General features: G+C 27.1%; 29 protein-coding genes, 3 tRNA genes, 1 rRNA gene and 1 other annotated feature. Of the genes, 6 read left to right on the top strand and 27 right to left on the bottom strand.

The window, feature by feature from the left end; genetic code table 11:
* Positions 1 to 140 precede the first annotated feature (140 nt).
* The 9 genes from RGC78_RS13905 to RGC78_RS13865 form a co-directional block, all read right to left on the bottom strand.
* Positions 141 to 216 (bottom strand) — tRNA-Thr (locus tag RGC78_RS13905).
* A 77-nt stretch (positions 217 to 293) separates the two neighbouring features.
* Positions 294 to 914, bottom strand: coding sequence for an RNA polymerase sporulation sigma factor SigH (sigH, locus tag RGC78_RS13900; RefSeq protein ID WP_252214966.1), 621 nt, complete (start codon positions 912 to 914; stop codon positions 294 to 296).
* Positions 915 to 1,000: 86 nt separating this feature from the next.
* Positions 1,001 to 1,513, bottom strand: a complete 513-nt coding sequence (locus RGC78_RS13895) for an NYN domain-containing protein (RefSeq protein WP_252214963.1) — start codon at positions 1,511 to 1,513, stop codon at positions 1,001 to 1,003.
* A gap of 22 nt (positions 1,514 to 1,535) precedes the next feature.
* The gene (rlmB, locus tag RGC78_RS13890) at positions 1,536 to 2,384 is read right to left on the bottom strand and encodes a 23S rRNA (guanosine(2251)-2'-O)-methyltransferase RlmB (RefSeq protein WP_252214959.1); all 849 of its coding nucleotides are present in this window, start codon (positions 2,382 to 2,384) and stop codon (positions 1,536 to 1,538) included.
* Positions 2,385 to 2,388: 4 nt separating this feature from the next.
* Positions 2,389 to 2,814 carry a Mini-ribonuclease 3 gene (locus tag RGC78_RS13885; RefSeq protein WP_252214956.1) on the bottom strand — a complete coding sequence of 142 codons (426 nt, stop codon included), beginning with the start codon at positions 2,812 to 2,814 and terminating at the stop codon, positions 2,389 to 2,391.
* Positions 2,815 to 2,862: 48 nt separating this feature from the next.
* Positions 2,863 to 4,275, bottom strand: coding sequence for a cysteine--tRNA ligase (gene cysS, locus RGC78_RS13880; RefSeq protein ID WP_252214954.1), 1,413 nt, complete (start codon positions 4,273 to 4,275; stop codon positions 2,863 to 2,865).
* Positions 4,276 to 4,294: 19 nt separating this feature from the next.
* Complete coding sequence (locus tag RGC78_RS13875; RefSeq protein WP_309556827.1) at positions 4,295 to 6,007, bottom strand: proline--tRNA ligase; 1,713 nt, start codon at positions 6,005 to 6,007, stop codon at positions 4,295 to 4,297.
* 76 nt (positions 6,008 to 6,083) lie between these two features.
* Positions 6,084 to 6,263: a binding site (T-box leader), on the bottom strand.
* A 68-nt stretch (positions 6,264 to 6,331) separates the two neighbouring features.
* A complete protein-coding gene (gene ispD, locus RGC78_RS13870; RefSeq protein ID WP_252214949.1) occupies positions 6,332 to 7,006 on the bottom strand; it encodes a 2-C-methyl-D-erythritol 4-phosphate cytidylyltransferase in 675 nt (224 codons plus the stop codon).
* A gap of 18 nt (positions 7,007 to 7,024) precedes the next feature.
* Positions 7,025 to 8,119: a PIN/TRAM domain-containing protein gene (locus RGC78_RS13865; RefSeq protein ID WP_252214947.1), complete on the bottom strand. Its 1,095-nt coding sequence runs from the start codon at positions 8,117 to 8,119 to the stop codon at positions 7,025 to 7,027.
* Positions 8,120 to 8,396: 277 nt separating this feature from the next.
* On the opposite strand from RGC78_RS13865, the gene RGC78_RS13860 reads away from it, so the two are divergent.
* On the top strand, positions 8,397 to 8,795 hold the full coding sequence (locus RGC78_RS13860) for a nucleoside triphosphate pyrophosphohydrolase family protein (protein ID WP_252214945.1): 399 nt from the start codon (positions 8,397 to 8,399) through the stop codon (positions 8,793 to 8,795).
* 48 nt (positions 8,796 to 8,843) lie between these two features.
* Here RGC78_RS13860 and disA read toward each other — a convergent pair whose 3' ends face one another.
* Complete coding sequence (disA, locus tag RGC78_RS13855; RefSeq protein ID WP_252214943.1) at positions 8,844 to 9,908, bottom strand: DNA integrity scanning diadenylate cyclase DisA; 1,065 nt, start codon at positions 9,906 to 9,908, stop codon at positions 8,844 to 8,846.
* A gap of 17 nt (positions 9,909 to 9,925) precedes the next feature.
* Positions 9,926 to 11,293 (bottom strand): DNA repair protein RadA, encoded by a 1,368-nt coding sequence (gene radA / locus RGC78_RS13850; RefSeq protein WP_252214940.1) that lies wholly within the window; start codon positions 11,291 to 11,293, stop codon positions 9,926 to 9,928.
* 266 nt (positions 11,294 to 11,559) lie between these two features.
* On the opposite strand from radA, the gene RGC78_RS13845 reads away from it, so the two are divergent.
* Positions 11,560 to 11,727: a hypothetical protein gene (locus RGC78_RS13845; protein ID WP_252214937.1), complete on the top strand. Its 168-nt coding sequence runs from the start codon at positions 11,560 to 11,562 to the stop codon at positions 11,725 to 11,727.
* A gap of 68 nt (positions 11,728 to 11,795) precedes the next feature.
* On the top strand, positions 11,796 to 12,023 hold the full coding sequence (locus RGC78_RS13840) for a glutaredoxin family protein (RefSeq protein ID WP_252214934.1): 228 nt from the start codon (positions 11,796 to 11,798) through the stop codon (positions 12,021 to 12,023).
* A 93-nt stretch (positions 12,024 to 12,116) separates the two neighbouring features.
* Here RGC78_RS13840 and RGC78_RS13835 read toward each other — a convergent pair whose 3' ends face one another.
* The 6 genes from RGC78_RS13835 to RGC78_RS13810 form a co-directional block, all read right to left on the bottom strand.
* Complete coding sequence (locus tag RGC78_RS13835; protein WP_252214931.1) at positions 12,117 to 12,344, bottom strand: glutaredoxin domain-containing protein; 228 nt, start codon at positions 12,342 to 12,344, stop codon at positions 12,117 to 12,119.
* Between the two features lie 4 nt (positions 12,345 to 12,348).
* Positions 12,349 to 13,284, bottom strand: coding sequence for an NAD(P)/FAD-dependent oxidoreductase (locus tag RGC78_RS13830; protein ID WP_252214929.1), 936 nt, complete (start codon positions 13,282 to 13,284; stop codon positions 12,349 to 12,351).
* Positions 13,285 to 13,567: 283 nt separating this feature from the next.
* Entirely contained in the window at positions 13,568 to 16,006 is a 2,439-nt protein-coding gene (locus RGC78_RS13825) for an ATP-dependent Clp protease ATP-binding subunit (protein ID WP_252214927.1), read from the bottom strand.
* A gap of 30 nt (positions 16,007 to 16,036) precedes the next feature.
* Positions 16,037 to 17,056 carry a protein arginine kinase gene (locus RGC78_RS13820; protein WP_252214925.1) on the bottom strand — a complete coding sequence of 340 codons (1,020 nt, stop codon included), beginning with the start codon at positions 17,054 to 17,056 and terminating at the stop codon, positions 16,037 to 16,039.
* A complete protein-coding gene (locus RGC78_RS13815) occupies positions 17,040 to 17,615 on the bottom strand; it encodes a UvrB/UvrC motif-containing protein (protein WP_252214922.1) in 576 nt (191 codons plus the stop codon). The genes RGC78_RS13820 and RGC78_RS13815 overlap by 17 nt, the downstream gene beginning before the upstream one ends.
* 14 nt (positions 17,616 to 17,629) lie before the next feature.
* Positions 17,630 to 18,085 (bottom strand): CtsR family transcriptional regulator, encoded by a 456-nt coding sequence (locus tag RGC78_RS13810; protein WP_252214920.1) that lies wholly within the window; start codon positions 18,083 to 18,085, stop codon positions 17,630 to 17,632.
* Positions 18,086 to 18,275: 190 nt separating this feature from the next.
* Between RGC78_RS13810 and RGC78_RS13805 the strand changes: the two genes are divergently transcribed.
* Complete coding sequence (locus RGC78_RS13805; RefSeq protein WP_252214918.1) at positions 18,276 to 18,914, top strand: MBL fold metallo-hydrolase; 639 nt, start codon at positions 18,276 to 18,278, stop codon at positions 18,912 to 18,914.
* A 48-nt stretch (positions 18,915 to 18,962) separates the two neighbouring features.
* Here RGC78_RS13805 and fdxA read toward each other — a convergent pair whose 3' ends face one another.
* The 6 genes from fdxA to RGC78_RS13775 all read right to left on the bottom strand — a co-directional run bounded on the left by fdxA (position 18,963) and on the right by RGC78_RS13775 (position 22,588).
* A complete protein-coding gene (gene fdxA / locus RGC78_RS13800; protein ID WP_003369634.1) occupies positions 18,963 to 19,133 on the bottom strand; it encodes a 4Fe-4S ferredoxin in 171 nt (56 codons plus the stop codon).
* A 145-nt stretch (positions 19,134 to 19,278) separates the two neighbouring features.
* A complete protein-coding gene (locus RGC78_RS13795) occupies positions 19,279 to 20,187 on the bottom strand; it encodes a PSP1 domain-containing protein (protein ID WP_252214915.1) in 909 nt (302 codons plus the stop codon).
* 3 nt (positions 20,188 to 20,190) lie between these two features.
* Entirely contained in the window at positions 20,191 to 21,123 is a 933-nt protein-coding gene (locus tag RGC78_RS13790; RefSeq protein WP_252214912.1) for a DNA polymerase III subunit delta', read from the bottom strand.
* Between the two features lie 11 nt (positions 21,124 to 21,134).
* On the bottom strand, positions 21,135 to 21,467 hold the full coding sequence (locus RGC78_RS13785) for a cyclic-di-AMP receptor (RefSeq protein ID WP_252214909.1): 333 nt from the start codon (positions 21,465 to 21,467) through the stop codon (positions 21,135 to 21,137).
* A gap of 114 nt (positions 21,468 to 21,581) precedes the next feature.
* Positions 21,582 to 22,259 carry a dTMP kinase gene (locus tag RGC78_RS13780; RefSeq protein WP_252214906.1) on the bottom strand — a complete coding sequence of 226 codons (678 nt, stop codon included), beginning with the start codon at positions 22,257 to 22,259 and terminating at the stop codon, positions 21,582 to 21,584.
* A gap of 158 nt (positions 22,260 to 22,417) precedes the next feature.
* A complete protein-coding gene (locus tag RGC78_RS13775; protein WP_252214901.1) occupies positions 22,418 to 22,588 on the bottom strand; it encodes a sigma factor G inhibitor Gin in 171 nt (56 codons plus the stop codon).
* Positions 22,589 to 22,748: 160 nt separating this feature from the next.
* On the opposite strand from RGC78_RS13775, the gene RGC78_RS13770 reads away from it, so the two are divergent.
* A complete protein-coding gene (locus RGC78_RS13770) occupies positions 22,749 to 23,909 on the top strand; it encodes a zinc-binding metallopeptidase family protein (RefSeq protein ID WP_252214899.1) in 1,161 nt (386 codons plus the stop codon).
* Positions 23,910 to 23,969: 60 nt separating this feature from the next.
* Here RGC78_RS13770 and RGC78_RS13765 read toward each other — a convergent pair whose 3' ends face one another.
* On the bottom strand, positions 23,970 to 24,446 hold the full coding sequence (locus tag RGC78_RS13765; protein WP_252214897.1) for a DUF6106 family protein: 477 nt from the start codon (positions 24,444 to 24,446) through the stop codon (positions 23,970 to 23,972).
* A gap of 280 nt (positions 24,447 to 24,726) precedes the next feature.
* On the opposite strand from RGC78_RS13765, the gene RGC78_RS13760 reads away from it, so the two are divergent.
* On the top strand, positions 24,727 to 25,674 hold the full coding sequence (locus RGC78_RS13760) for a magnesium transporter CorA family protein (protein ID WP_252214895.1): 948 nt from the start codon (positions 24,727 to 24,729) through the stop codon (positions 25,672 to 25,674).
* Positions 25,675 to 25,968: 294 nt separating this feature from the next.
* On the opposite strand, the gene RGC78_RS13755 is transcribed toward RGC78_RS13760, so the two are convergent.
* From RGC78_RS13755 to rrf, 3 genes are all read right to left on the bottom strand, one after another.
* Positions 25,969 to 26,042, bottom strand: a tRNA-Cys gene (locus RGC78_RS13755).
* 1 nt (position 26,043) lies between these two features.
* Positions 26,044 to 26,119 (bottom strand) — tRNA-Phe (locus tag RGC78_RS13750).
* Between the two features lie 6 nt (positions 26,120 to 26,125).
* A 5S ribosomal RNA gene (gene rrf, locus RGC78_RS13745) occupies positions 26,126 to 26,208 on the bottom strand; the annotation flags it as partial.

Here is a 26,208-nt window from a genome sequence, read left to right as displayed (position 1 = left end):
ATGTTGTCTTACCGTGGTCTACGTGACCGATTGTTCCAATATTTACGTGTGGTTTACTTCTCTCAAATTTTTCTTTTGACATTCTAAATTCCTCCTCTTATCCTTTAATAAACTTTGCCTAGTGTTTTTTATTTTATAATTGGAGCTCACGATCGGGATTGAACCGACGACCTCCGCCTTACCAAGGCGACGCTCTACCTACTGAGCTACGTGAGCACTCATATCTTGACATTTTCTTGATATACCAATTATAAAGTTTACTATTATTCGTTTTGTTTGTCAATATAATTTACTTACTTTATACCTAGGCATTTTTCAAGCTTTCTCTTTACTCTTTGTAATGCATTATCAATTGATTTTGAATGCCTATCTAAGTCACAAGCAATCTCTTGATAAGACTTTCCATCTAAGTATGACATAAGCACTTCTAACTCTAAATCAGACAAAACTTTAGCAATTGCAGTCTCTATATCATCCATATGTTCCTTATTTATCAAAAGCTCCTCAGGATCTGAAATTTTTATTCCAGATAAAACATCTAATAATGTTCTTTCTGATTCTTCTTCGTAAATAGGTTTATTTAATGAAACATAAGTATTTAAAGGAATGTGTTTTTGTCTAGTTGCAGTTTTAATTGCAGTTATAATTTGTCTTGTTACACATAACTCTGCAAAAGCCCTAAATGAAGTTAATTTATCAGCTTTAAAGTCTCTTATCGCTTTATATAATCCTATCATGCCTTCTTGATATATATCTTCTCTATCTGCCCCTATTAAGAAATAAGATTTTGCTTTTGCCTTAACAAAATTTTCATATTTAGAAATTAAATACTCTTGAGCTCTAATATTTCCATTTTTAGCTTCCAATACAACTTCTTCATCTAATTTATCTTTAAACTCTAAAAACTCACCCAATATTCACTCTCAACTTTCTCATTATAATCACTATACATCCTATGTAAACAATTATAACTCAGTAAAAATATCTTAGTCAATTAAATTTACTCACTTCTTCTTATTTTTTCTAATTTTTTCAATATTTCCAAATCAATGTTATCACTAAGTATGTTTTTTTCAGAAATTTTACTTTTATTTTTTCTTTTTCTTATAGAATTCTCTATATCCAAAACATCATTGTAAAATTCTAAAGATGACATTCTTACAGCCCCTCTTTGGAAAATAGTTTGTTGTTCTAACCAATCAGATGTAACAACAATAACTTCATATTTTCGTCCTAATAAATTCACTTCTTTTTCTATATAGCTATCTGCTGTTTCTCCATCCTTAGTAAAAACTATTGATAAATTCTTATTTACTGTTTCTACTTTTTGAATACTACCTGATACTTTATGAGCATCAAAAACAATTATTACTTTGCAGTCATTATAAACCCCATAATTATGCATTGTGTCCACTAATGATCTTCTGGCACCATCAAAACTATAATTCTTTTTTATTTTTAAATCTGGCCAACTATTTATAACATTATATCCATCAACAAAAATAATTTTCACAATAGTTACCTCTTAATTCATTCTACTTTAAACGACCTTTTAATACTTCATACATAATTATACCACCTGCTACAGAAGCATTTAAAGAATTAATCTTGCCTACCATAGGTATTTTGATTAATTTATCACATTTTTTTAATGTCAATTTTGATATTCCTTTTCCCTCATTACCAATTATAATGGCACATGGACCACCAAAATCAGTTTCATAGCTATATTCTTCAGCTCTTATATCCGTTCCATAAACCCAAATTCCTCTTTCTTTTAATTCATCTATTACTGAATTTAAGTTTGTAACTCTAGCTACCTTTACATGTTCTATAGCTCCCACTGAAGATTTATATACCATTGTTGTTACTGATGCACTTCTTCTTTTAGGTATTATTATTCCATGAACTCCAAATAATTCTGCTGTTCTTATAATAGAGCCTAAATTATGAGGGTCTTCTACCTCATCTAGTATTACTATAAATGGTTTTTCACCTTTTTGTTCAGCTAATTCTAGAATATCTGACACCTCTGAATATTCATATGGAGTTACTCTTGCAATAACACCTTGATGAACTGCATTATTACACATGGAGTCTAATTTTCTTTTATCAACTTCTTTTATTAGTATCTTTTTGTCCTTTGCTTTTGATATTATCGCGTTTATTGATCCTTCTAATTTTGAATTAGATATGTAAAGAGTTTCTATAGTTCTCTCAGTTTTTAAAGCTTCTAAAACAGCATTTCTTCCGATTATTATATCTTCTCTTTCCTCAAAACCATTATCATATATATTATTATCAACTACTTTATTTTTATTGATTTCTCTTTTATTATCTTTCTTGTTTTCTCTTTTCTTACTTACTTTTGTGTTTTCTCTCATTCAATTACACCTCTTTTTCATTTAAAACTACAACACTTTTCTGTAACATAAATTCTAATCTTTCCTTATTTCCTATTAGATATAAATATCCTATTAATGCTTCAAATCCAGTTGCCATTCTATAATCCCTAACATCAGCATTTTTAGGAACTGTTGCAGATTTTGCATTTCTTCCCCTCTTGTATATTCTAAGTTCTTCTTCTGTTAAGTATTCTTCTAAATTGTGCATAATACTTGATTGTGCTTGAGCTTTTACGTAACTAATTGCTTTTCTATGAATTTTATTAGCACTTAAACCTTCATTTTCAGATAAAATATACGTTCTTATAAATACTTCATACACTCCATCTCCTATTATCGCCAATTGAAGAGGATTTAACATTCTTACATTTGCTTCACTAAATTCTCTTATTTTTAAATCATCTAACATAATTTATGCTCCTTTAAATAAGGGCTGCAATTTGCAGCCCTATCTAATTTAATTTATTTTTTTCCATCTAACACCTTGAGGTGTATCCTCTAAAACAATTCCTCTATCTTTTAAATCGTCTCTTATCTTATCAGCTAAAGCAAAATCTCTATTTTTTCTTGCATCCTGTCTTTTCTCTATTAGAGACTCTATTTCATCTTCTAAACTACCTTTAGTTGTTTTTTGAAGTAAACCTAATGGTGATCCTAATTCTCTTATAAGTTCTAATGCTTTATTAACTATTTCCTTAGATGAATTTACATTTATATTTGTATTAGTATCTTTGGTTAATTCAAATAAAACAGTAAGTGCATCTGCTGTATTAAAATCATCATCCATTTTTTCAATGTACTTTTCTCTATATTTATTTAATGAATCTAGATACTTAACTTCTTCTTCTCTCATATTTTCTATTGAAACTTCATCAATTAAGTTTTCTAAATTACTTATTGCATTATAAAGTCTTTCTACTGATGCTTTTGCTGAATCTAGCAAATCTTTACTAAAGTTTATTTGTAATCTATAATGAGCTGACATCATAAAAAACCTTACAACATCTGAATCATATTCCTTTAATATATCTCTAGCAGTAAAGAAATTATTCAAAGACTTAGACATCTTTTGGTTATTGACATTTACATATGCTGAGTGCATCCAATAATTCGCAAATGTCTTTCCTGTTAACGCTTCACTTTGAGCAACTTCATTTTCATGATGTGGAAATGTTAAATCCATACCACCTGCATGAATATCTATTGTATCACCCAATATTTTTTTTGCCATACATGAACATTCTATATGCCATCCTGGTCTTCCCACTCCCCAAGAACATTCCCAAGCTGGTTCTCCTGGTTTTTGAGCTTTCCATATAGCAAAATCCATAGGGTCTTTCTTTCTTTCATCCGCCACAGATGAAGTTCTATTACTTGCACCCATTTGTAAATCTTCTATACTTTGACCTGATAATTTACCATAATCATTGAATTTTTTAGTATTAAAATATACATCTCCTTCAACTTCATATGCATAGCCTTTTTTAATTAATTCTGCAACAAAATCAATAATATCCTGTATATATTCAGTCGCTCTAGGATTAACTGTGGCTCTTTCTATTTGAAGTTTGTCGGCATCTTCATAATACTCTTTTATATATTTATCTCCAATTTCTTTTACAGTTGTACCTTCTTCATTAGCTTTTTTTATCATCTTATCATCTATATCTGTAAAATTTTGAACAAATTTAACGTTATATCCTCTATACTCTAAATACCTTCTGATTGTATCAAATACTATAAATGTTCTTCCATTTCCTATATGAAAGAAATTATATACTGTTGGTCCACAAACATACATTTTGACCTCACCTGGAGTAATAGGGATAAATTCTTCTTTTTTTCTCGTTAAAGTATTAAATATCCTCATTAACTTTTTGCCTCCTATGTTATCTTAATTTTAGATTATTTTTCTCAAATTCTTCTTTTACTATTCGAGAAACCTCCTCTATTTTAACTACTTGCATATCACCAGTTCTAAGTTTAAATTCAACTTCTCCATCTACAATTTTCTTTCCTACTGTCACTCTCATAGGAATTCCCATTATTTCTGAATCTTTAAACTTAACTCCTGCTCTTTCATTTCTATCATCTAATAATGCTTCAACACCCATAGATTTTAAATCTTCATAAAGTTTATTAGCTATTTTTACTTGTTCTTCATCTTTAACATTTACAGCAATTATTGAAATATGATATGGAGCAACAGATAATGGCCAAACTATTCCATTTTCATCGTTATGTTGTTCAATTATAGATGCCATAGTTCTTGTAACACCTATTCCATAGCATCCCATTATAAATGGAGCTTCTTTTCCATTTTCAGCTATAAATTTAGCATCCATTGCTTCTGAGTACTTAGTTCCTAATTTAAAGATGTGACCAACTTCTGTTCCTCTAGAAATTGTAAGCTTTCCACCACATGTTGGGCATGTTTCTCCTTCTACTACATTTCTATAGTCTCCAACTGTTCCTTCAAAGTCACGTCCATAATTTACATTTTTAATGTGATATCCTGTTTCATTTGCTCCCGTTACAAAGTTATACATATTTTTAACTTCTTCATCTACTAATATTAAATCGGCCTTCATTCCTATTGGTCCAGCAAATCCAATACCGCAACCAGTTGAATTCATATATTCTTCATGAGAAGCCATTTCTATATCTCCTGATGCATGTGAAGCATTAGCTACTTTAACTTCATTAACTTCTCTATCTCCTCTTACAAATACAGCAACTATTTTTCCATCAACATTATATAATAAAGTTTTAACTGTTTTTTTAGGAGATATATTTAAGAATTCTGATACTTCATCTATTCCTCTGCTATCTGGAGTAGACACTTTTTCAACTTCCATTAAGTCTTCTTTTTCTACTTCTTCTAATCTAGCAGTTGCTTTTTCAATATTAGCTGCATAATCACATTGAGTACAAAAAACAATATCGTCTTCTCCAACTTCTGACTTAACCATAAATTCTGCTGAATTTGATCCTCCGATTGCTCCTGAATCTGCTTCAACACATTTTGCATCTAATCCACATCTATTAAAAATTTTAACATATGCTTCATACATTTTATTATATGAAAGATCTAATCCTTGTTGATCCTTATCAAAGCTATAAGCATCTTTCATGACAAATTCTCTTGATCTCATAACACCAAATCTAGGTCTACGTTCATCTCTATATTTTGTTTGAATTTGATATAAATTAACTGGTAATTGCTTATAAGATTTAATTTCATTTTTAGCTATATCAGTAAATACTTCCTCATGTGTAGGTCCTAAACAAAAATCTCTTTCATTTCTATCTTTAACTCTAAACATTTCAGCACCATAAGCGTCCCATCTACCTGATGATTGCCATAATTCCGCCGGAATCATAGCTGAAGCTAAAAATTCTTGAGCTCCTGCTTCATTCATTTCTTCTCTTATTATATCTTCAACTTTTTTTAATGCTTTAAGACCTAATGGCATATAATTATATATTCCTGATGCCATTTTTCTTATCATTCCTGATCTAAGCATAAGCTTATGGCTATCAATTTCTGCTTCTGCTGGAACTTCTCTTAGTGTAGATATTAACATGTTAGACATTTTCATAGTTAAATTTCCTCCAAATATATTATTTTTTTATATTTAAAGTGGCTTTAAATATATAAAAAAAGTCCACCCTATATCTTAGGGCGAACTTATAATCGCGGTACCACCTAAATTTGTTCTCTAATAATGATAACGGTATTAAACCGATAGTTTTTACCTATTACTCCGAAGCTGGTTCAAAATCTATTGAAAATCTTACAGCCAAGGATTTTCTCTCTTAAAGACGATTTTTACTATTCTTCATCAAAGCTTATATATATTTTTACAATCAACTTAATTTATTATAACTTTTTGTAATTTGACTGTCAATATATTATATATAAGCTACTTATTTGCTAAATATTCACCAATAATAAGGTCTTCAGGAGTAGTAATTTTTATATTTGTATATTCACCCTCATATATATAAACCTTATTTCCAAAATACTCTACAACCATAGTATCATCTGTAATTTTAACATCTTCATTTTTTATTTTTTTATGACAATCATATATTAAATCATATTTGAATGCTTGAGGTGTTTGCACAGATACTAAATCACTTCTATTCGGTGTTTTAAGTGAAAATCTACTACTATCTATAATTTTTATTGTATCTTTTGGCATAACTCCTGGTGCTGCTGCACCATACTCTTCTGCATATTTTATAGCATTTTCTATTAGTTTCTCTGATACAAAAGGTCTTACTCCATCATGAATTAACACAATATCTGACCCTTTTGCTTTAATTAATCCATTATATACAGAATCGTAACGTTCATTTCCTCCAGCAACAATTTTATTAATTTTTAAAGAATGTTTCTCTAATATCTCCTTCTCACAATAATCCATTTCGTGGGATGGCACTACCAATATAATATTATCTACTAATTTACAATCTAAAAAACTTTTAATGGTGTAATAAAGAATGGGCTTACCATTCAAATTAAGATATTGCTTACTTTGAACAGTGCCCATTCTTTTACCTTTTCCACCAGCTACTACTATTGCACTAACCATATAGAAAAGCTCCTTTTCTTAGTTATCTTTTGGTTTGGCAAATATCATTCTTCCAGCAGCAGTTTGTAAAACTGATGTAACTATAACAGTAATTGTTTGACCGATGTATTTTTTACCGCCCTCTACAACTATCATAGTGCCATCGTCTAAATATCCTACGCCTTGGGTTGATTCTTTACCATCTTTAATCATATCTACATGCATTTCTTCCCCTGGTAAAACTACTGACTTTATCGCATTTGATAATTCATTTATATTTAACACAGGTACTCCTTGAAATTCTGCAACTTTATTTAAATTATAATCGTTAGTTATTACTTTTCCGTTTAATGTTTGAGCAAGTTTTAATAATTTACTATCTACTTCACTTATTTTAGGAAAATCGCCTTCCCAAATTTGTGTTTCAATTGAAAGTTCTTTTTGTATCCTATTTAATATATCTAATCCTCTTCTTCCTCTATTTCTCTTTAAAGAATCTGAAGAATCTGATATATGTCTTAATTCATCTAAGACAAAATTAGGAATTACTAAAGGACCTTCTATAAAACCTGTTTCACAAATATCAAATATTCTACCATCAATTATAACCGATGTATCTAACACTTTTGCTACACCTTTTACATGATTACTTTTTGCTTTCTTTTCTTTACCTGTATTTTTCTTTATATTAGAAATTAATGCTATTATATCATCTTTTTTCTTAACTAATATATCTGCACCTATTATCGCTGATATTATATTTAAAAATATAAATAACATAGGTCCAAACTTATCATCTATTCCATTTATTGGCTTTGCAATAAAGCTCATTAATATTAGAGCTATAATAGCTCCCAATGCTCCACAAATAATTTCAATTAATGTAAGTTTTTGAATATTCTTTTCTATATATTCAACCAAATTAAAAATAGCTTTATAAATAATTGGAGATACAACATACAATATAATTCCAAATAACAATGATATAATAGTTATAAATACTATAGAACCTGTTAATGTAGATAAATATTTCAATTCCTTAATATTAGGTATGTCTAATAAAGATTTACCTACAATATAACCAACTAATAAACCTATAGCTGAAAAAATTCCCTTTATAATCTTTTTTAACAAATATCTCACCCCTTCCTAAATTCTTACAACAATACACATTAATTCATTCCTATATATTAACTGTTATTAATTATATCACACTATATATATATCTAAAATGAATAATTTATTAAGTTTAGTTAAATACTCCCCCTATCAATTAATATAATTCTTCTGTATTATATACATGTATTCCAAATCTTAATCCCATATTGATAAAATAGTCTAAAAATATTTATAATTACTTTATTTATAATTACTTAAAGTAAAATTAAATTATATCAAGGAGTTGAGGCGTATGAAGGATATAATATTTGATGATTTTCAAAACTCTGTAAGTGATTCTTTGTTAAGACATAAAAGTATCTTAGACATACTTACTAAATATAGTGAATCTAGTTCGAGAGTTAATAGAGCAGTTGCAAAATCTGTCACAAATTGCGGCTGCATAAATATTAATGCTTCTAAACAAAATTCATTAAATGAAGATAAATCTATTGACGACTTATCTACCTACTTAGCTTCTCACTTAAGTGGTGAGCTTTGTGAAAATTGTCGTGAAATTATAGAAAAAGAGATTGGTAATAATCTTTTCTATCTTACTTCTTTATGCAATAATTTAGATATAAATTTATATGACGTTTTGCTTAAAGAATACAATAAAATAAATACACTTGGAAAATTTACTTTTAGATAATAAAAAAATCGGTTTACCTTTTATATGGTAATACCGATTTTCTATTTTTTATATCTTTTTATTTAAGAGAATTTGTTCTTTTATTCTTTTTAATCCATCTTTAATTGCCTTTGCTCTTGCTTCACCTATTCCCTCAACAATATCAAGCTCATCGATATCAGCCTCTATAACATTATTTAATTCTTTAAATTCTTTAATTAGATTTTCTATTACATTTGATGGTATTCTAGGAACTTTGCTTAATATTCTATATCCTTTAGCTGATATAAGTGTATCTACAAGTGAATCACCTATATGACCTAGAACTCTTGCAATTGAATCTAAATCTAAAAGTTCAGTTGCACTTAATTTTTGTATTTGCTCATATACCTCGTTATGTTCTTCTTCATCTTTGCAATAATCTCTAATTAATAATATTCCATCTCTTTCAATATGCTTAACAAGTTCATTAAGCTGCATTGATATAAGTCTACCTTCATTACCTAACTCTAAAATATACATGTTTATTTCTTCTACTATTCTCATAACCATTTCAGTTCTTTGAATTGCAGTAACAACATCAAATAAAGTTGTTAAATCTTGAAACTCTAAAAGATTTAAGTTGTTAATTACTCTTTCTAGAACTGAAACATACTTTTCTAAAGTTTGAATAGCTTGATTAGCTCTAGCCAAAATTACGCTGCTATCTCTTAAAACATATTTTATGTCACCTTTATATACAGTTATTATATTTCTTCTTTGAGATATAGCAATAACTATATTATTAGTTTGCTTGGCTATTCTATGTGCAGTTCTATGCCTAGTACCAGTTTCATGTGTTACAATTGAAGGATCTGGTATAAGCTGAGCATTAGCACACACAATTTTTTTTAAATCTTCACTAATTACTATTGCCCCATCCATTTTAGCTAATTCATAAACATATGATGGACTATAATCAGAATTAAGAGTAAATCCGCCATCTACTGTATCCATTACTTCTTTATTATCTCCAATTACAATTAGTCCACCTGTTTTAGCTCTAAGGATATTTTCAAGTCCTTCCCGTAGTTGAGTGCCTGGGCACATAATTTTTAAAGTATCTTTTATTTTCATTCCCTTTTCTAATCTCATACACTCACCTGTTCTTCTCAAAATATCTTATTTATTGCTTCTATTAAATGTCTAATGCCTATTACTTTTATATCGTCTGTTTTTATTTTATCTAAATTTCTTTCAGGAATTATTACATTCTTAAATCCGAGTTTTTCAGCTTCTTTTACTAATCTTTCAGCTGATGATATTGGTCTTATTTCTCCAGTTAATCCAACTTCTCCTACCATTAATGTTTTATCCAATTTAAACTCTTTAGATTTTGCACTAGATATTAATGCTAATGCTAATCCTAAATCTGCAGATGTTCCATCTATATTAAGTCCACCTACTACATTTACATACACATCTTTATTATAGAAAAATACCTTTAGTTTTTTTTCTAAAACTGCTAATATTAAACTTAATCTTTGATTGTCAATTCCAACAGCTGTTCTTCTCGGCATTGGAGCTTTAGTTTCACTTACTAATGCCTGAATTTCTATTAAGATAGGTCTAGTACCTTCCATAACTCCAACAACCACAGAACCTTCTTGATTAGCGCTAGTATCTTCTAAAAATATTTTTGATGGATCAAATACTTCTACCAAACCTTCTTGTTGCATTTCAAATACGCCTATTTCACTAGTCGTTCCAAAACGATTCTTCATGGTTCTTAAAATTCTATATTCTTCTGTTCTTTCACCTTCAAAATATAAAACCGTATCAACCATATGCTCTAAAACTCTTGGACCTGCTAATTCACCTTGTTTAGTTACATGTGCAACTAGGAAGAATGGTATATTTTTACCTTTACACATTCTCATAATAGTATTTGAACATTCCTTTACTTGAGATACACTACCTGGTGCTGAAGAAACACTTTCTTTAAATACAGTTTGAATTGAATCTATTATAACAAAATTAGGGTTAATTTGTTCTATATATATTGAAATAGCATCTAAATTTGTTTCAGATATTATAAACAAATTTTCACTATTTACACCTAGTCTGTCTCCTCTAATCTTTATTTGTTCTTCTGATTCTTCTCCAGAGACATACAGAACTTTGCCATATTTTATAGCTATGTTATTTGCAGTTTGTAACAGCAATGTAGATTTTCCTATTCCAGGATCTCCTGAAATTAAAGTTAAAGAACCTTTAACTAATCCGCCACCTAAAACTCTGTTAAGTTCTTTTATTCCTGTATCATATCTTTCTTTTTCTCCAGATTTTATATCTCTTATATTTTTAGGCTGGTTATTTTGTACTATGTTATTAGCTTTTAATGAAGTTACTACTTTACTATCATCTTTTATCTCTTCATTAAAAGTATTCCAGTTATTACATGATGGACATTTTCCCAACCATTTAGGAGCTTCATATCCACATTGTTGACATATATATGTAGATTTTATTTTAGCCATACAAATTCCTTTCTTATTTTAAGATTCAATCACTATATTCATTAATAATTTTATAATAACATAAATTTTAATATTAATTATAACTTTTAAATAAAATTATAATTAACAATTTTAATAAACTACTATTATTAATTATATCATCCAAATTTGGTAATTAAATTTATCATTATATTTAAACTAAAATTTTTTATCAATTTAAAATCCTATTTTGTATAAATAATGAATTCATTACAAAAACTATTTATATAATTTAAGGAGATGATAATATGATAACTAAAGATTCTTTTAATAATGTTATAGTTCCTTCAAAAAATATATTAAGAGATAATGAAGAGCATGTTTTTCAACACAATTTTAACAATACATACTCTCAAAATGAATTTTCTAATTTAGTTTTAAACTCTAATTTAGAAAATAATAATATAATAAAGTAATTGCTATATTATTTCTTAAGTATTATAATATTTTAAATAATATTTATTATTAGTTAAGGAGTGTTATTATGGTAAAAGTTTATACTACAGATTCTTGTCCGTGGTGTGTTAAAGTTAAAAATTATTTAAAATCAAAGAGCGTTGATTTTGAAGAACTAAATGTTCAAGAAGATATGATTGCTAGAGAAGATATGGTTAAAAAATCTAAACAAATGGGCGTACCAGTATTAGATATAAATGATACTATTATCATTGGATTTGATAAACCATCTATAGATAAAGCCCTAAATAAATAAATTTATATTAATAAATATGCAAAAGACTTGGTAATACATAAATAATTGTATTTTCCAAGTCTTTATTCTTTTAAATTATAACTTTTTCTCATTCTAACGATTTACATAATCATCTATTTGTTTTTTATCAAATCCTACTATTATATTTCCCGATATATCTATTACTGGTACACTTCTTTGACCTGATGCTTTAAATACTTCTTCTCTATCCTCATGTTTATCTGCAACATTTATTTCTTCATATTTTAATCCTTTTAAGTCAAAATATCTCTTTGCTTTTATACAAGCAGGGCACCATGATGTTGAATAAATTTTTATCATATTATTATTTCTCCTTTTGTGCTATGTATTTTTCAGCATTTAATAAAGCTATTGTTCCATCTGAAACCGCTGTAGTTATTTGTCTATATTTCTTTTCACGTACATCACCGACAGCGTATACACCAGCTATCTTAGTTTCCATATCCTCATTTGTAATTATGTACCCATAATCATTTAATTTTAAATATTTCTCTAATCCATTTGTTTTAGGCTCTGTTCCAATATATCCAAAAATAGCATCAAGTTTTAACTTACTTAATTCACCTGTATTTTTATTCTTAATAGTTACTTCTTCTAAAAAGTTATTACCACTTAAATGAACTAAATCCTCATTAAATAAAACCTCTATTTTAGGATGATTTAACACTTCTTCTATTAAAGATTTTTCTCCATTAAAATAATCATGTCTTCTAATCACAAAAACTTTTTCAGCAAATTTAGTTAAAAATATCGCTTCTTCTAAAGCCGAATTTCCACCACCTACCACTCCAACTCTTTTTCCCTCATACATAGCACCATCACAAACTGCACAATAATGAACACCTTTGCCTTCATACTTTGCTTCCTCTGAAACTGGTAGTTTTTTAGGTGAAGCTCCTGTTGCAATTATTATAGCCTTAGGTTTATATATGTAACTTTCAGTTTCTACTATCTTCTCATCATCAGATAATACTATATTTTCTATTAAATCAAATTCGTCTATAGTTACTCCTAATGATTCAACTTGTTTTTGAAAAACATCTGCTAAATCTGCTCCTGATATTTTTTCAAATCCAGGATAATTTTCAATAGTATAGCTGTTTCTTACTTGACCACCTATTATTCTTTCTTCTAAAACTATCATATCTAACTTTGCTCTACCGCCATAAATGCCTGCAGCTAATCCTGCTGGACCTGCACCAATTACTATTAAATCTATTTCTTTTTCTTGTTTAGTCATAAATTCACCTCTTATCTTTAAATAAACTTATATCTAGCATAAGCTTATTTAAAACTCTATAAGTTAATTATTCCCTTGTAATAATTATTATATTTATAATTTTATCATATAATTTCCAATTAATAAATACTATTAACAAATAAATATTATTTTATTCAATCCAGCTTTACTTATGCATATATCAACACTTTTCCTAAGATATAAGCAAATAAAAAATTATCTTAAAAATACCAATAATGCACCTAAACACATTAAAGTTATTTTAAGATAACTTTTTAAACTATTAATCTAGCTTTGTAAAAACTAAATTATCTTTTGATTCATTTACTTTAATTCTATCTCCAATTTTTATATTGCCTAAAAGTATCTCTTCACTTAATTTATCTTCTACTTCTTTAGTAATAATTCTTCTTAACGGTCTTGCTCCATAATTTAAATCAATTCTTTTATTAATCAAGAATTTTTTACTATCTTTTTCAAAGTTTAAGTGTATATTTTTATTTTCAAGTCTTTTAGTAATAGATTTTAACATTAAATCAACTATATCTAAAAGATCATCTTCTTTTAATTTATGGAATACTATTGTATCATCTATTCTATTTAAGAATTCTGGTTTAAAGCTTCTCTTTAATTCTTCTAAAACATTGTCTTTCATCTTTTCATATTCTGAATTTTTATCAATACTTGTATTAAATCCAATTGCTTTTTGTTTTTTTATTTGATGTGCTCCCACATTAGAAGTCATTATAACTATTGTATTTTTAAAATTAACTACTTTTCCATGAGAATCTGTAAGTCTTCCATCTTCCATAATTTGAAGTAATATATTAAATACATCTTGATGAGCCTTTTCAATTTCATCTAAAAGCACCACTGAATAAGGTTTTCTTCTGACTGCTTCTGTTAATTGACCTCCATCATCATATCCTACATATCCTGGAGGTGAACCTATTAATTTAGAAACTGAATTACTTTCCATATATTCAGACATATCTATTCTTATTATACTATTTTCATCTCCAAACATAGCTTCAGCCAATGCTTTTGAAAGTTCTGTTTTACCAACACCTGTAGGTCCTAAAAATATAAATGTTCCAATTGGTCTATTAGGATCTTTTATTCCAACTCTAGCTCTTCTTACCGCCTTAGCTATAGATTCAACTGCTTCAGTTTGACCTATAACTCTTTTTTGTAATATATCTTCAAGTTTTAGTAATCTTTCGCTTTCTTTTTCTGTAAGTTTTTTAGCAGGTATTTTAGTCCAAGCTGATACAACTTCTGCTATATCTTCTTCATCTACATTTAATGATTTATTAGAATTTTTATCACTCCACTCTTTTCTAAGTGCTTCTAATTCTTCTTTTAAGCTATTTTCAATATCTCTCATATTTGCTGCTTTTTCAAAATCTTGAACTCTAATACATTCTTCTTTTTCCTTAGTTGTTTCTTTTATTTTATCTTCCATTGATTTTAAATTAGTAGGTGGAATTAAATTTTTTATTCTAACTTTAGCTGATGCCTCATCAATCAAATCAATAGCTTTATCTGGCATAAATCTATCTGTAACATATCTATCAGATAACTCAACAGCGGCATCTAATGCTTTATCTGTAATGTTAACATTGTGATGTTCTTCATACTTTTCTCTTAATCCCCTTAATATTATTAGTGTTTCATCTTTTGATGGCTCACCAACATTAACAGGTTGAAATCTTCTTTCTAAAGCAGAATCTTTTTCTATATGTTTTCTATATTCATTGATAGTTGTTGCACCTATACATTGAATCTCTCCTCTAGAAAGTGCTGGCTTTAATATATTAGAAGCATCTATTGCTCCTTCAGCTGCTCCTGCACCTATTATTGTATGAATTTCATCTATAAATATTATGATGCTTTTATCTTTTTCTATTTCTGACATTACCTTTTTCAATCTATCTTCAAATTCACCTCTATATTTAGCACCTGCAAGTAATGCAGTTAAATCAAGTGAAACTATTCTCTTATCCCTTAATATTTCAGGAATATTACCCTCTACAATTCTTTGAGCTAACCCTTCAATTACTGCTGTTTTTCCTACTCCTGGTTCGCCTATTAAGCAAGGATTATTTTTTATTCTCCTACATAATATTTCTAAAACTCTTTGATTTTCTAAATCTCTTCCAATAACAGGATCTAACACACCATCTCTTGCAAACTGTGTTAAATCTCTTCCGTATTTATCCAACATAGGAGTTTTTGTTTTTTCTGATCTTGGAGATTTAATTTCTTGATTTTCATCTACATACTGACCATTTAGAAATATAAATAATTTATCTTTTATTTCTTTAAAATCTAATTTTAAATTTTTTAATATGGTATAGGCCATGCCTTCTTCTTGATTAAGCAATGCCATTAACATATGTTCTGGACTAACATTTTTATGACTAAATTTTTTAGCCTCTATAAAGCTTTCATCAAGAAGTCTTTTTGCCCTAGGTGTTAATAATATATCATCTTCAGGCATTTGTAATTCACCATAGCCTAAATATCTACTTATCATATCTCTTACTATTTCTGAATCAATACCAAATTCATTTAATATCTTAGATTGATGTCCTTTTTCTTTTACTAAACCCAATAATAAATGTTCTGTACCTACATAACCATGCTTAAATTCTTGTGATTCAATTTGTGCTTCTAATATTATTGATTGAGTTCTCTCTGTAAATTTATTAAAATCCATACTCAAAAAATCCCTCCCTTATATTCTTATTTAAGTTTGAGCTAATATTGATCTTACAAATTTAGCTCTTTCATAGTTAAGCTCCTTATTTAAAAGTTTTCTTTTTAAATAGTTCTGAAGTGATGAATCTCTAGTATATACTAATAATTTATTTAACTTATTTTTGGGAATATCTAATAAAGATAATTCAACTCCAAATCTCACACTAGATAATAATTCAGCACACTCTTTTTCACTTAGTAAAATAGCTGAAGTTAAAATTCCATATGCTCTAAATACTTTATCTTCTATATCATATTTACACTTTGTTAATAAAACTTCTCTAAATTTCTTTTCTTCTGAAATAACATTTAACACTGCACCTTTTAGGTTATCAATTATCTCTTCTTCAGTTAGTCCTAATGTAACCTGATTAGATATTTTGTACATATTTCCATAGGATTTATTTCCTTCTTCATATATGCCTTTCATATTCATACCTATTTGAGTTAGTCCTTTGCTAAAATTACTTATTTCATCATTAAAATTTAAAGCTGGCAAATGAATATTAACAGATGCTCTCATTCCTGTTCCTAAATTAGTAGGGGATGTAGTTAAATACCCTAAATTTTCATCGAATGCATAATGAACTCGTTTTTCTATTTTATCATCAAGTTTTGTGATATTATCAAATGCAGTCTCTAAATCAAATCCTGCCGTTATGCATTCTAGCTTTAAGTGATCATCCTCATTTATCATAATACTTAAAGTTTCTTTACTATTTAAAACAAATGCTGTTTTATCTTTATTCTTTATTAATTCTTTACTTATTAATTGCTTATCTAAATAACTATTTATTAGTTCTTTGTCTTCATTCCACAAATGATAAATACAAGATTCATCTTCAAGTTCACTTTTCACAATTTGATAAATAAATTCTGCATTTTCTCTTGCTTCTATTTCATTTAATTTATTGGAAAAAGGTTTTTCTTTTAAATTTCTAGATAAAGAAATATTACTATTTATAACTATATCTTCTTTGTTGCATTCTTCATTAATCCAGTTTCTCATTACCTTTTTCCTCCTTAACTAAAAACACTTTATTATCTTTACTATTAATAAATATAAATTCTTCTAATTCTTTAATTTCATCTCTTAATACAGCTGCATTTTCATATTCTTCTAATTTAATAGCATTTTGTAAATCTTGCTTTAACCTTATTATCTTTTTTCTTTTAATTAAAGACTCTCCATCAAATTTTGGAATTTTCCCAACATGTTTTACATTCCCATGAATTCTTTTTACAATAGGTTTTATATATTCAGAAAAAACACTATAACACTCACTACAACCTAATTTTCCTGTCTTCTCAAACTCAGAATAATTCATTTTACATTTAGGACAAACAAGTTCCTTTGGCTTTGTTTTTTTATCACCAAGATTATTTAAAAATCCAGTTAATATATTTTCAAATTGTAATCCACCAATTTCATTTAAAGAATTTATAAATGGTATATCTGATATATCTTTAGCACAAGATTCACATAACCAAATTTCATTTTTTTCTCCATTTACTATTTTAACTAAATTAATTTTAGCTTCATTCTTTTGACATTTTTCACATAACATATAATCCCCACCTCTTAAGATAAAATAACCATAATCATTGCTTTAAAAATATCTGCTCTTATTTTATTTCTATTTTCAACTGAAATTAAAGTTCTATCGTTTATAGCTATTTTCATCAATTCACTTTCTTTTTCTGTAATAATATCCGATTCAAATAAGTTATCTATTATATTTACAGCATTATGATATGTTATTGTATTACCTATGCTTTGATTTATTATCTCCTCTCTTCTGCTGGAACTATCGTTGTCTAATTGCTTTATAATAATATGGCCACCGCCACCACGTTTGCTTTCAATTAAATAACCTTTATTATAAGTAAATCTAGTTGTTAAAACATAGTTTATTTGTGATGGTGCACATCTAAATTGATCAGCTAATTCATTTCTCTGTATTAGGACCATATTCTCTCCACTATCATTAAACATTTCTTTTATAAATTCTTCAATTATATCTGAAAGTTTTGCCATAAGTTCACCTACCTAAACATCAGTTTATATTTTTGTTTTTGACTTACTTTGACTTTGTAGTTATTATACTATAATTATATTATAATTTAAAACACTATAATTTATTTTATTAAAATCTGAATAAAACTTTACTAAATGTTAAACATATTTAATATACAAATTTATATTTTTTTCAAAAGGAATTTATATTATGAAATTAACTTGGTATGGACACTCTTGTTTTTTAATAACAAGTAATAATGGTAAAAGAATCTTAATAGATCCATTTGATGATTCTATAGGATATAATAACGATTTTCTTCACTCTGATATTATAGTAATAAGTCATAATCATTTTGATCATTCATTTTTAAAAGAAAATGATAGTAATGTAAAAATTATTAATACTACTGGGGTTTTTGATTTTGATTTCATTCATATAGAAGGATTTTCTTCATTTCATGATAAATATAATGGATTAAAAAGAGGACCTAATATAATATATACTTTTACATTAGATAAGTTGAAAATTTGTCATTTAGGAGACTTAGGACATATCCCCTTAGATTTGATTTCTACTAAATTAGAAAATATAGATATTTTGCTTGTTCCAATAGGAGGACACTTCACTTTAAATGGTAGTGAAGGGGCTAAAATAAGTAAATTGATTTCTCCAAAATATATAATACCCATTCATTATAAAACTTTTAAATCTATGCTTTATTTAGATGATCCTAAAAATTTTTTAATATCTATGGATAATGTTGAAAAAATAAACTCTAATGCATTAACTAGTGATAATTTAAAACTTTATAAAGAAAACTCTGTTTTATTATTATCACCACCTTGAGTATGATTTTATATAAAAAAAAAGATCGTCTATAGACGATCTTTTCTACTATTCTTGAACTGGAGCACCAACTGGGCAAACATTAGCACAGTTACCGCAATCGATACAAGTATCTGCATCAATAACGTAGTATGCATCTCCTTGGCTTATAGCATCAACTGGACATTCTCCAGCACATGCTCCACAGCTTACACATGAATCATTAATTACAAATGCCATTAAAAAACACCTCCTAAAATTGTATGATAATTAACCATCTACAATTTTATCATGTATTTTAATGTTTTAAAAGTATTTTGTGATAAAAGTGTCAATTTCATAATCTATTATATGGGCAATTTATGAAATTTTTCCCCATATTTCTCTAATTTTCTTCTTTAATCAACTCTTTTATCAATTTTTTATCCTCTTCAGATTCAATTTCTAATTTTATATCTGAATTATCTATTGATCCTTCATAACTTCCAGATATTAATCTAACATCCTCTATTTTATATATATCAATTACTTCTTCGTCTCCACGTTTTAATTTCACTTTTACACTTTCTTTTACTGTTAAATTACCTATTACTTCACCTTTTCCATCAATAGTTTCAACTATCGATCCAACTTTAGGAAGTCTTCTTCTAATATCTTCATAAGTGCTTTGTTCATAATTTAAGCAACACATAAGTCTTCCACATATACCTGATATTTTAGTTGGATTTAAAGAAAGGTTTTGTTCTTTAGCCATTTTAATAGATACGGATGCAAAGTCTCCTAAAAAAGTGGAACAACACATTGGTCTTCCACAAGGTCCTAGACCGCCTATCATTTTAGCTTCATCTCTTACACCGATTTGTCTTAATTCTATTCTAGTTTTAAATATAGTAGCTAAATCTTTAACTAATTCTCTAAAATCCACTCTTCCATCGGCTGTAAAATAGAATATAACTTTATGATTATCAAATGTATATTCTACATCTATTAATTTCATTTTCAGTCCATGTTCTTGTATCTTTTTTAAACATATTTCTAAAGCTTCATTTTCTCTGCTCTTATTATCCTTATGTTTTTGAATATCTTTTTCATCAGCTATTCTTATAACTTCTTTTAAAGGTGATACTATTTCATCTTCTGATATCTCTTTTATTCCTATGACACATTGGCCAAATTCTATTCCTCTAGCAGTTTCAACTATTACATAATTTTCTTTTTTAACAGCAAAGTTTACTGGATCAAAATAATAAATTTTTCCCGCTTTTTTAAACCTTACTCCAATAACTTTTATCATCAATTATACCTCCGCAAATCCCATAAGCAATACTGTTATGGTCATTGAATAATTAGTGTTATTATTTAAACTAATTCTTGCTTCTTTTATGTATTCTAACATAGAATTAAGCTTTTTATAAGACATTCTCATTGATATGTCTCTTATTTCTTTAAGTTTATCAAAATTTACAACTAAATCATTAGAATCTAATTCCTTTAAAAACATAATATCTCTTATATATGAAATTAATATATTTAAAACTTCACTTTGTTTATCTTTATAAGTAGCTAATACCTCTTTATATTTTAAAACAAAATTGTCTTTATTATTTTCTAAATCACATAATAATTCTAATAATATATTTCTTAAATCATTTAATTTATCATCTTCTATAAATTTTTCAACTTTTCCTGGAATACCTTGACTATATGCTAAAGCTGCTTTTTTATTTTCTATGCTTATTTCGGAATATTTATACTCTATATACTTATTAATATCTTCTTTAGATAATGGTGTTAACTTATAGGTTTGACAACGTGATTTTATAGTATCTAAAATTAATTCCAGTGATTCACTAAGAAGTATTAAATGCACTCCCACAGGAGGCTCTTCTATAGTTTTTAACAATGCATTTTGGGCTTGAATAGTCATCTTTTCACACTTATGAAGTATTAAAACTTTTTTATCACTTTCAAAAGGTTTCTTAGATACTTCCTCTATAATATTTCTTATATCATCTACTCCAAATGAAGAAGATAAAGGGTAATAATTTATAATATCTACAAATTCCTTATCACCCTTTAATCCTAATATACCATTTGCAAGATAATTTGCAACTAAACTTTTTCCAATCCCATCATCACCAATAATTAAATTAGCATGAGAAAAAGTATTACTTCTTTTCCTTAGATTAAATCCATTAATAATTCTTTCATGACCAATAATTTCTCTCAATGCTATTCTCCTTATATTTTTATAAATTTATCAACATCTACAACAAATATAGTTGCACCACCTACAGTAATTTGCATAGGGCATTGTTGAACATATCCACCCTCATTACTACTTAAAGGTGTTGGGGCTATTACTGTTTCTTTTCTTTTTTTACATATTTCTTTAATTACATCCAGTGCTTGGTCAATCTTCTCTTCTTCCACTCCAACCATTAAAGTAGTGTTACCTGCTTTTAAAAATCCACCCGTAGTAGCTAGTTTAGTTACTCTAAAATCATTGTCTGTTAATGAATCTAACACATCTATTGCATCTTCATCTTGTACTATAGCAATAACTAATTTCATTTACTATCCACCTCTAATTCATATTATTCTTGATATCATTTTACCATAAATATGTACTTAGATTATATAAATAAATATTTCTATTTTTAATTTATAAAATATTAATTTAAATTACTATATATATTTTTTAACCTTTTTATAAATTTCTTCATGAATTTCTTCTATTGTCTTTAATTTATCTCCGTCATTACATTTTATTTTATTCCAATTATATCTATCTGCTATTTCTAAAGAATTATAATAAGATTTAGCTAAATAATCTTTATTATTTTCATGTATGTCTTTTTCTTTCTCACCTGTAAATTTATTATTTCTATCTTTCATTAATTTTTGACTTATTTCAGGTAGAACATCTAAAAACATTACACAGTCTGGAATAGGAAGTTTATATAAATTAAATTCTAAATCATATAACCAATTCAAGTACTTGTTCTTTTCCTTATCATCCATTTTCACTGCTTGATGTACCATGTTAGATGTTGTATATCTATCAGAGATAATTATTCCACCATTATTATAAAATTCTTTCCATTCTATATTATATGAAGCAAATCTATCAATAGCAAAAAATGTTGATGCTACATATGCATTTACATCCTCAGGTTTGCTTCCAAATTCACCACTCAAATACATTTTAACTGGCATACAAGCCGGACTATCATAATTAGGATATGTTACTTTTCTTATATTATATCCTTCTCCTAATAATCTCTCATATAATTTCTTAGCTTGAGTTGCCTTCCCTGAAGCATCTGATCCGCTCTCTATTATAATTAATTTACCTTTTGTCATAATGAATTTCCCCCATAATAATTAATTTCTTAATTTCTATATAAACTCTAAATTGAAAATTATATTTTGATGTAATTTTCTAAAATCTTTCCAAAATAAAAATAGCTATATAATTAAATATAGCTATTAATAAATCTTAATAAAGTAAAAATCTAATTTTATTTTTTAAATAAAATATTTTTAACTTTTTCTTTAAAGTAATGATATTTAGGATTTACAACGCTAATATTTGTAAGTTCACATTCACAATTAGAACATATTTTTTCTCCTTTTAATATTATACCACTACCTTCTTTTTTGCCACATAAAAAACATACTTTATTCTCCAAAATTCTTTACCCCCTAATATATCTTTTAGCTTAATTATTTCCATATATAATTTTTTTAATCTTAAATATGCTTATATATTTTTCTTTTAATTTTAATAAACAAATATTTTTTTTATAATTGGAAAAAATAATATCAAATAATAATTTGGAGGGTTGTATTATGAAGCAAGAAATAATTTCATTTCTGTCAACTTGTGATAAAGAACTTAATGATTTAAGTTCTTATTTATATAATAATCCTGAAGAAAGTTATACTGAAATTAAATCTGCAAAATATATTTGTAATTTACTAAATAAGCATAATTTTAAGGTTAATGAAGATTTTTTAGATATATCTAATTCTTTTATGTGTAGAAAAGGTAATGGCTATCCTAAAATATGTTTTTTAAGCGAATATGATGCTGTTAAAGATTATGGACATCTCACAGGACATAATGCTTTAAGTACAATATCAATAGGAGCTGCATTAGCATTAGGTAGTGTCATAAATAAAATAGGTGGCTCTGTTATCGTAATAGGTTGTCCAGGCGAATACTTAGGTGGAACTAAAGCTGTTATGACTAGACAAGGTGTTTTTGATGATATAGATGTAGTAATGCTTGCTCATCCTGATGTATTGACAAATGAAAGTGGAACATCTTCAGCAATAATTCCATTAAGCATACAATATAAAGGAAAAGATGGCTTAACTTTTTTAAATCAAAATACTTATACCGCACTAGATGCAGTATTATTAAATTTAAACATATTAAATTCTCTTAAAAAAGGATTTCCTAAAGATTTAGAAATAAATTCAATTTTATCTAAAGGAGGATATACTCCTTTACTATTACCTGCTGAAGCAGAATCTAAATTTTATATTAGAAGTAACGATTATAAAACCGCTGAATGGGCTGATAATAAGCTTAGAACTATAGCAAAATATATTTCTGAATTAACAAATTTAGAATATACCACTTCTTTATATGAACCATCAAATAAAGAATTAATAACTAATAGAACTCTTAATAGATTATTTAGTCACAATCTAAAAGAAAATGGAATAATAGATATTGGAAAGCCACGTGATATATATGCAGGATTAAGTTTAGGTGATGTTAGTCATAAAGTTCCTTGCATACATCCTTATATCTGCATAACCGATGATCCTAACATTAAATATGGAACAAAAGATTTTGCTAAAGCTACTCAGTCAGAATTTGCACTTAAGCAATGTAAAAATGCAGCATTAGCACTGGCATTTACAGGAATGGATTTAATTCAAAATGAAAATCTTCTTAATGAAGTAAAAAATGATTTCTTTAATAATAAAAATATATAAATAAAGGTACTCTAACAGAGTACCTTTATTTATATATTAAACACATTTATTTCTTGTAAATTAAATATTAAGATTTAATCTTCTTATAAGTTTATCACTTGGATTAAAGCTAAATTTATAATAAACATTCTCTCTTTTGTATACACAACAATATTTCTTCGTATTAATTATTCCACAAGAATAATTGCCCTTACTCTTTACAATATATTCTTTAGTTATGTAATTACTTTTCCCGATATACACGATATCAGCTAAATTTATACTTTCTAAGTTTTTTTCATTATTATGAAAAATTTTATTAATAATAAGCTTGTTCGCTATGATCGAATACTTATATGATATTCTGCATTTCATTATCTCAAAGAATATTATACTTAAAGTTAAAAATACAATGGTCATATTATAGAACTTAACGAGCATTATATTTTTTATACCTAAAACACTTATTCCTTGATATAAATACAACATTGCTGTAATTATAAGTAATACTATCGCTATAACAGGTGCCTTCTTTCTTATGACTACCTCTTTATGCATTAATATTTTCCCCCATACTTTAAATATTTAAAATAACATTATGATTATACTAAGCTTTTCAATATAAAGCTATATTTAAATAACGCTATATTCCTTTATATTCTCTATAAATATTAGAATACTATTAATTGTGGGTTTTTAATTACATGTTTTCTATGTTTTAATACGATTTTCAAATTTTAATAGCTACTTTCTCTTTTTAATTTATTATTATAGTATATTCGTAATATCTTTATTATAATAGTATAATAGTATAATAATATATTTGGAGGTGATTTTATTGATTCAAATTTATAAAAGTCAGAGTGAATTCGATTCAAGTTTAAAACCTATTGATAATATTGAAAATGGTTGTTGGATAAACATAGTAGCTCCATCTGAAGAAGAACTAATTCTTGTATCAAAGAAAACTGGAATTTCCATTGATTTCTTAAAAGCAGCACTAGATGATGAAGAAACATCCAGAATTGATATTGAGGATGATGCTATATTAGTTATAGTCGATATACCATTCACAGAAATGGAAGAAAATTCTTTAACATATGACACTTATCCATTAGCTATAATACATACTAACAAACTGTTAGTTACTATATGTTTAAAAAACAGTAAAATTATAACTGACTTTGCTAATGCTAGAATAAAATCATTTTTTACATTTAAAAAATCGAGATTTATATTACAGATATTAAATAGAATATCTACTTATTACTTACTTTACTTAAGACAAATAGATAAAAAAAGTTTAATGATTGAAAAAAGATTACATAAGTCTATGAAAAATAGAGAACTTATTCAACTTCATTCATTAGAAAAATCTCTTGTATATTTCTCAACTTCATTAAAAGCTAATGAGATAACATTAGAAAAAATGTTAAAGTTAGAAATGATGCAAAAATATGAGGAAGATAAAGATGTTTTAGAAGATGTTATCATTGAAAATAAGCAAGCTATAGAAATGACAGAAATATATAGCAATATTTTGGCTAGTACAATGGACTTCTTTGCTTCAGTTATATCAAATAACTTAAATATAGTTATGAAGGTATTAGCGTCTGTAACTATACTTATGGCAATTCCTACTATTATAAGTGGAATATTTGGTATGAATGTTATGTTACCTTTATCCGATGATAATCCTCATGCATTCTCAATAGTTATGATGTTAACATTCGGAATATGTTTCATAGTAGCATTTATTTTATATAAAAAAGATATGTTTAATTAAGATAAATCCTATATTTATAGACATTTTTTATTGCCTATTTAGTATAGGTTCTTTTTTATCTATATTATTCTTAAAGTATAGTTAACACAATATACTAATTCCCATTCTATATAGTCTCTTTTTTATAATCTAAATATTTTTCTATAAATTATCCACATAAAAATATATTTTATATACATTTTGTAAGTAAATTGTTGATAACTTTGTTTATAATTTTATTTTTGTGGATAATTTTTTTGTTTTTTATTTTTTAAGCGCAAAAAAAACCTTGAATCAAATAATTCAAGGTTTTAATGGAGGCGCCACCCAGATTTGAACTGGGGATAAAGGTTTTGCAGACCTCTGCCTTACCACTTGGCTATAGCGCCATGGTGGCTCGAACTGGAATCGAACCAGTGACACGAGGATTTTCAGTCCTCTGCTCTACCGACTGAGCTATCGAGCCATTCATACCTGGCAACGTCCTAATCTCCCACACAGTCTCCCGTGCAGTACCTTCGGCGCTATGGATCTTAACTTTCCTGTTCGGAATGG

It is taken from the genome of Clostridium aquiflavi (assembly GCF_031344075.1).
Lineage (GTDB): Bacteria > Bacillota > Clostridia > Clostridiales > Clostridiaceae > Clostridium > Clostridium aquiflavi.
This window is presented reverse-complemented; position numbering and strand designations above follow the sequence as displayed.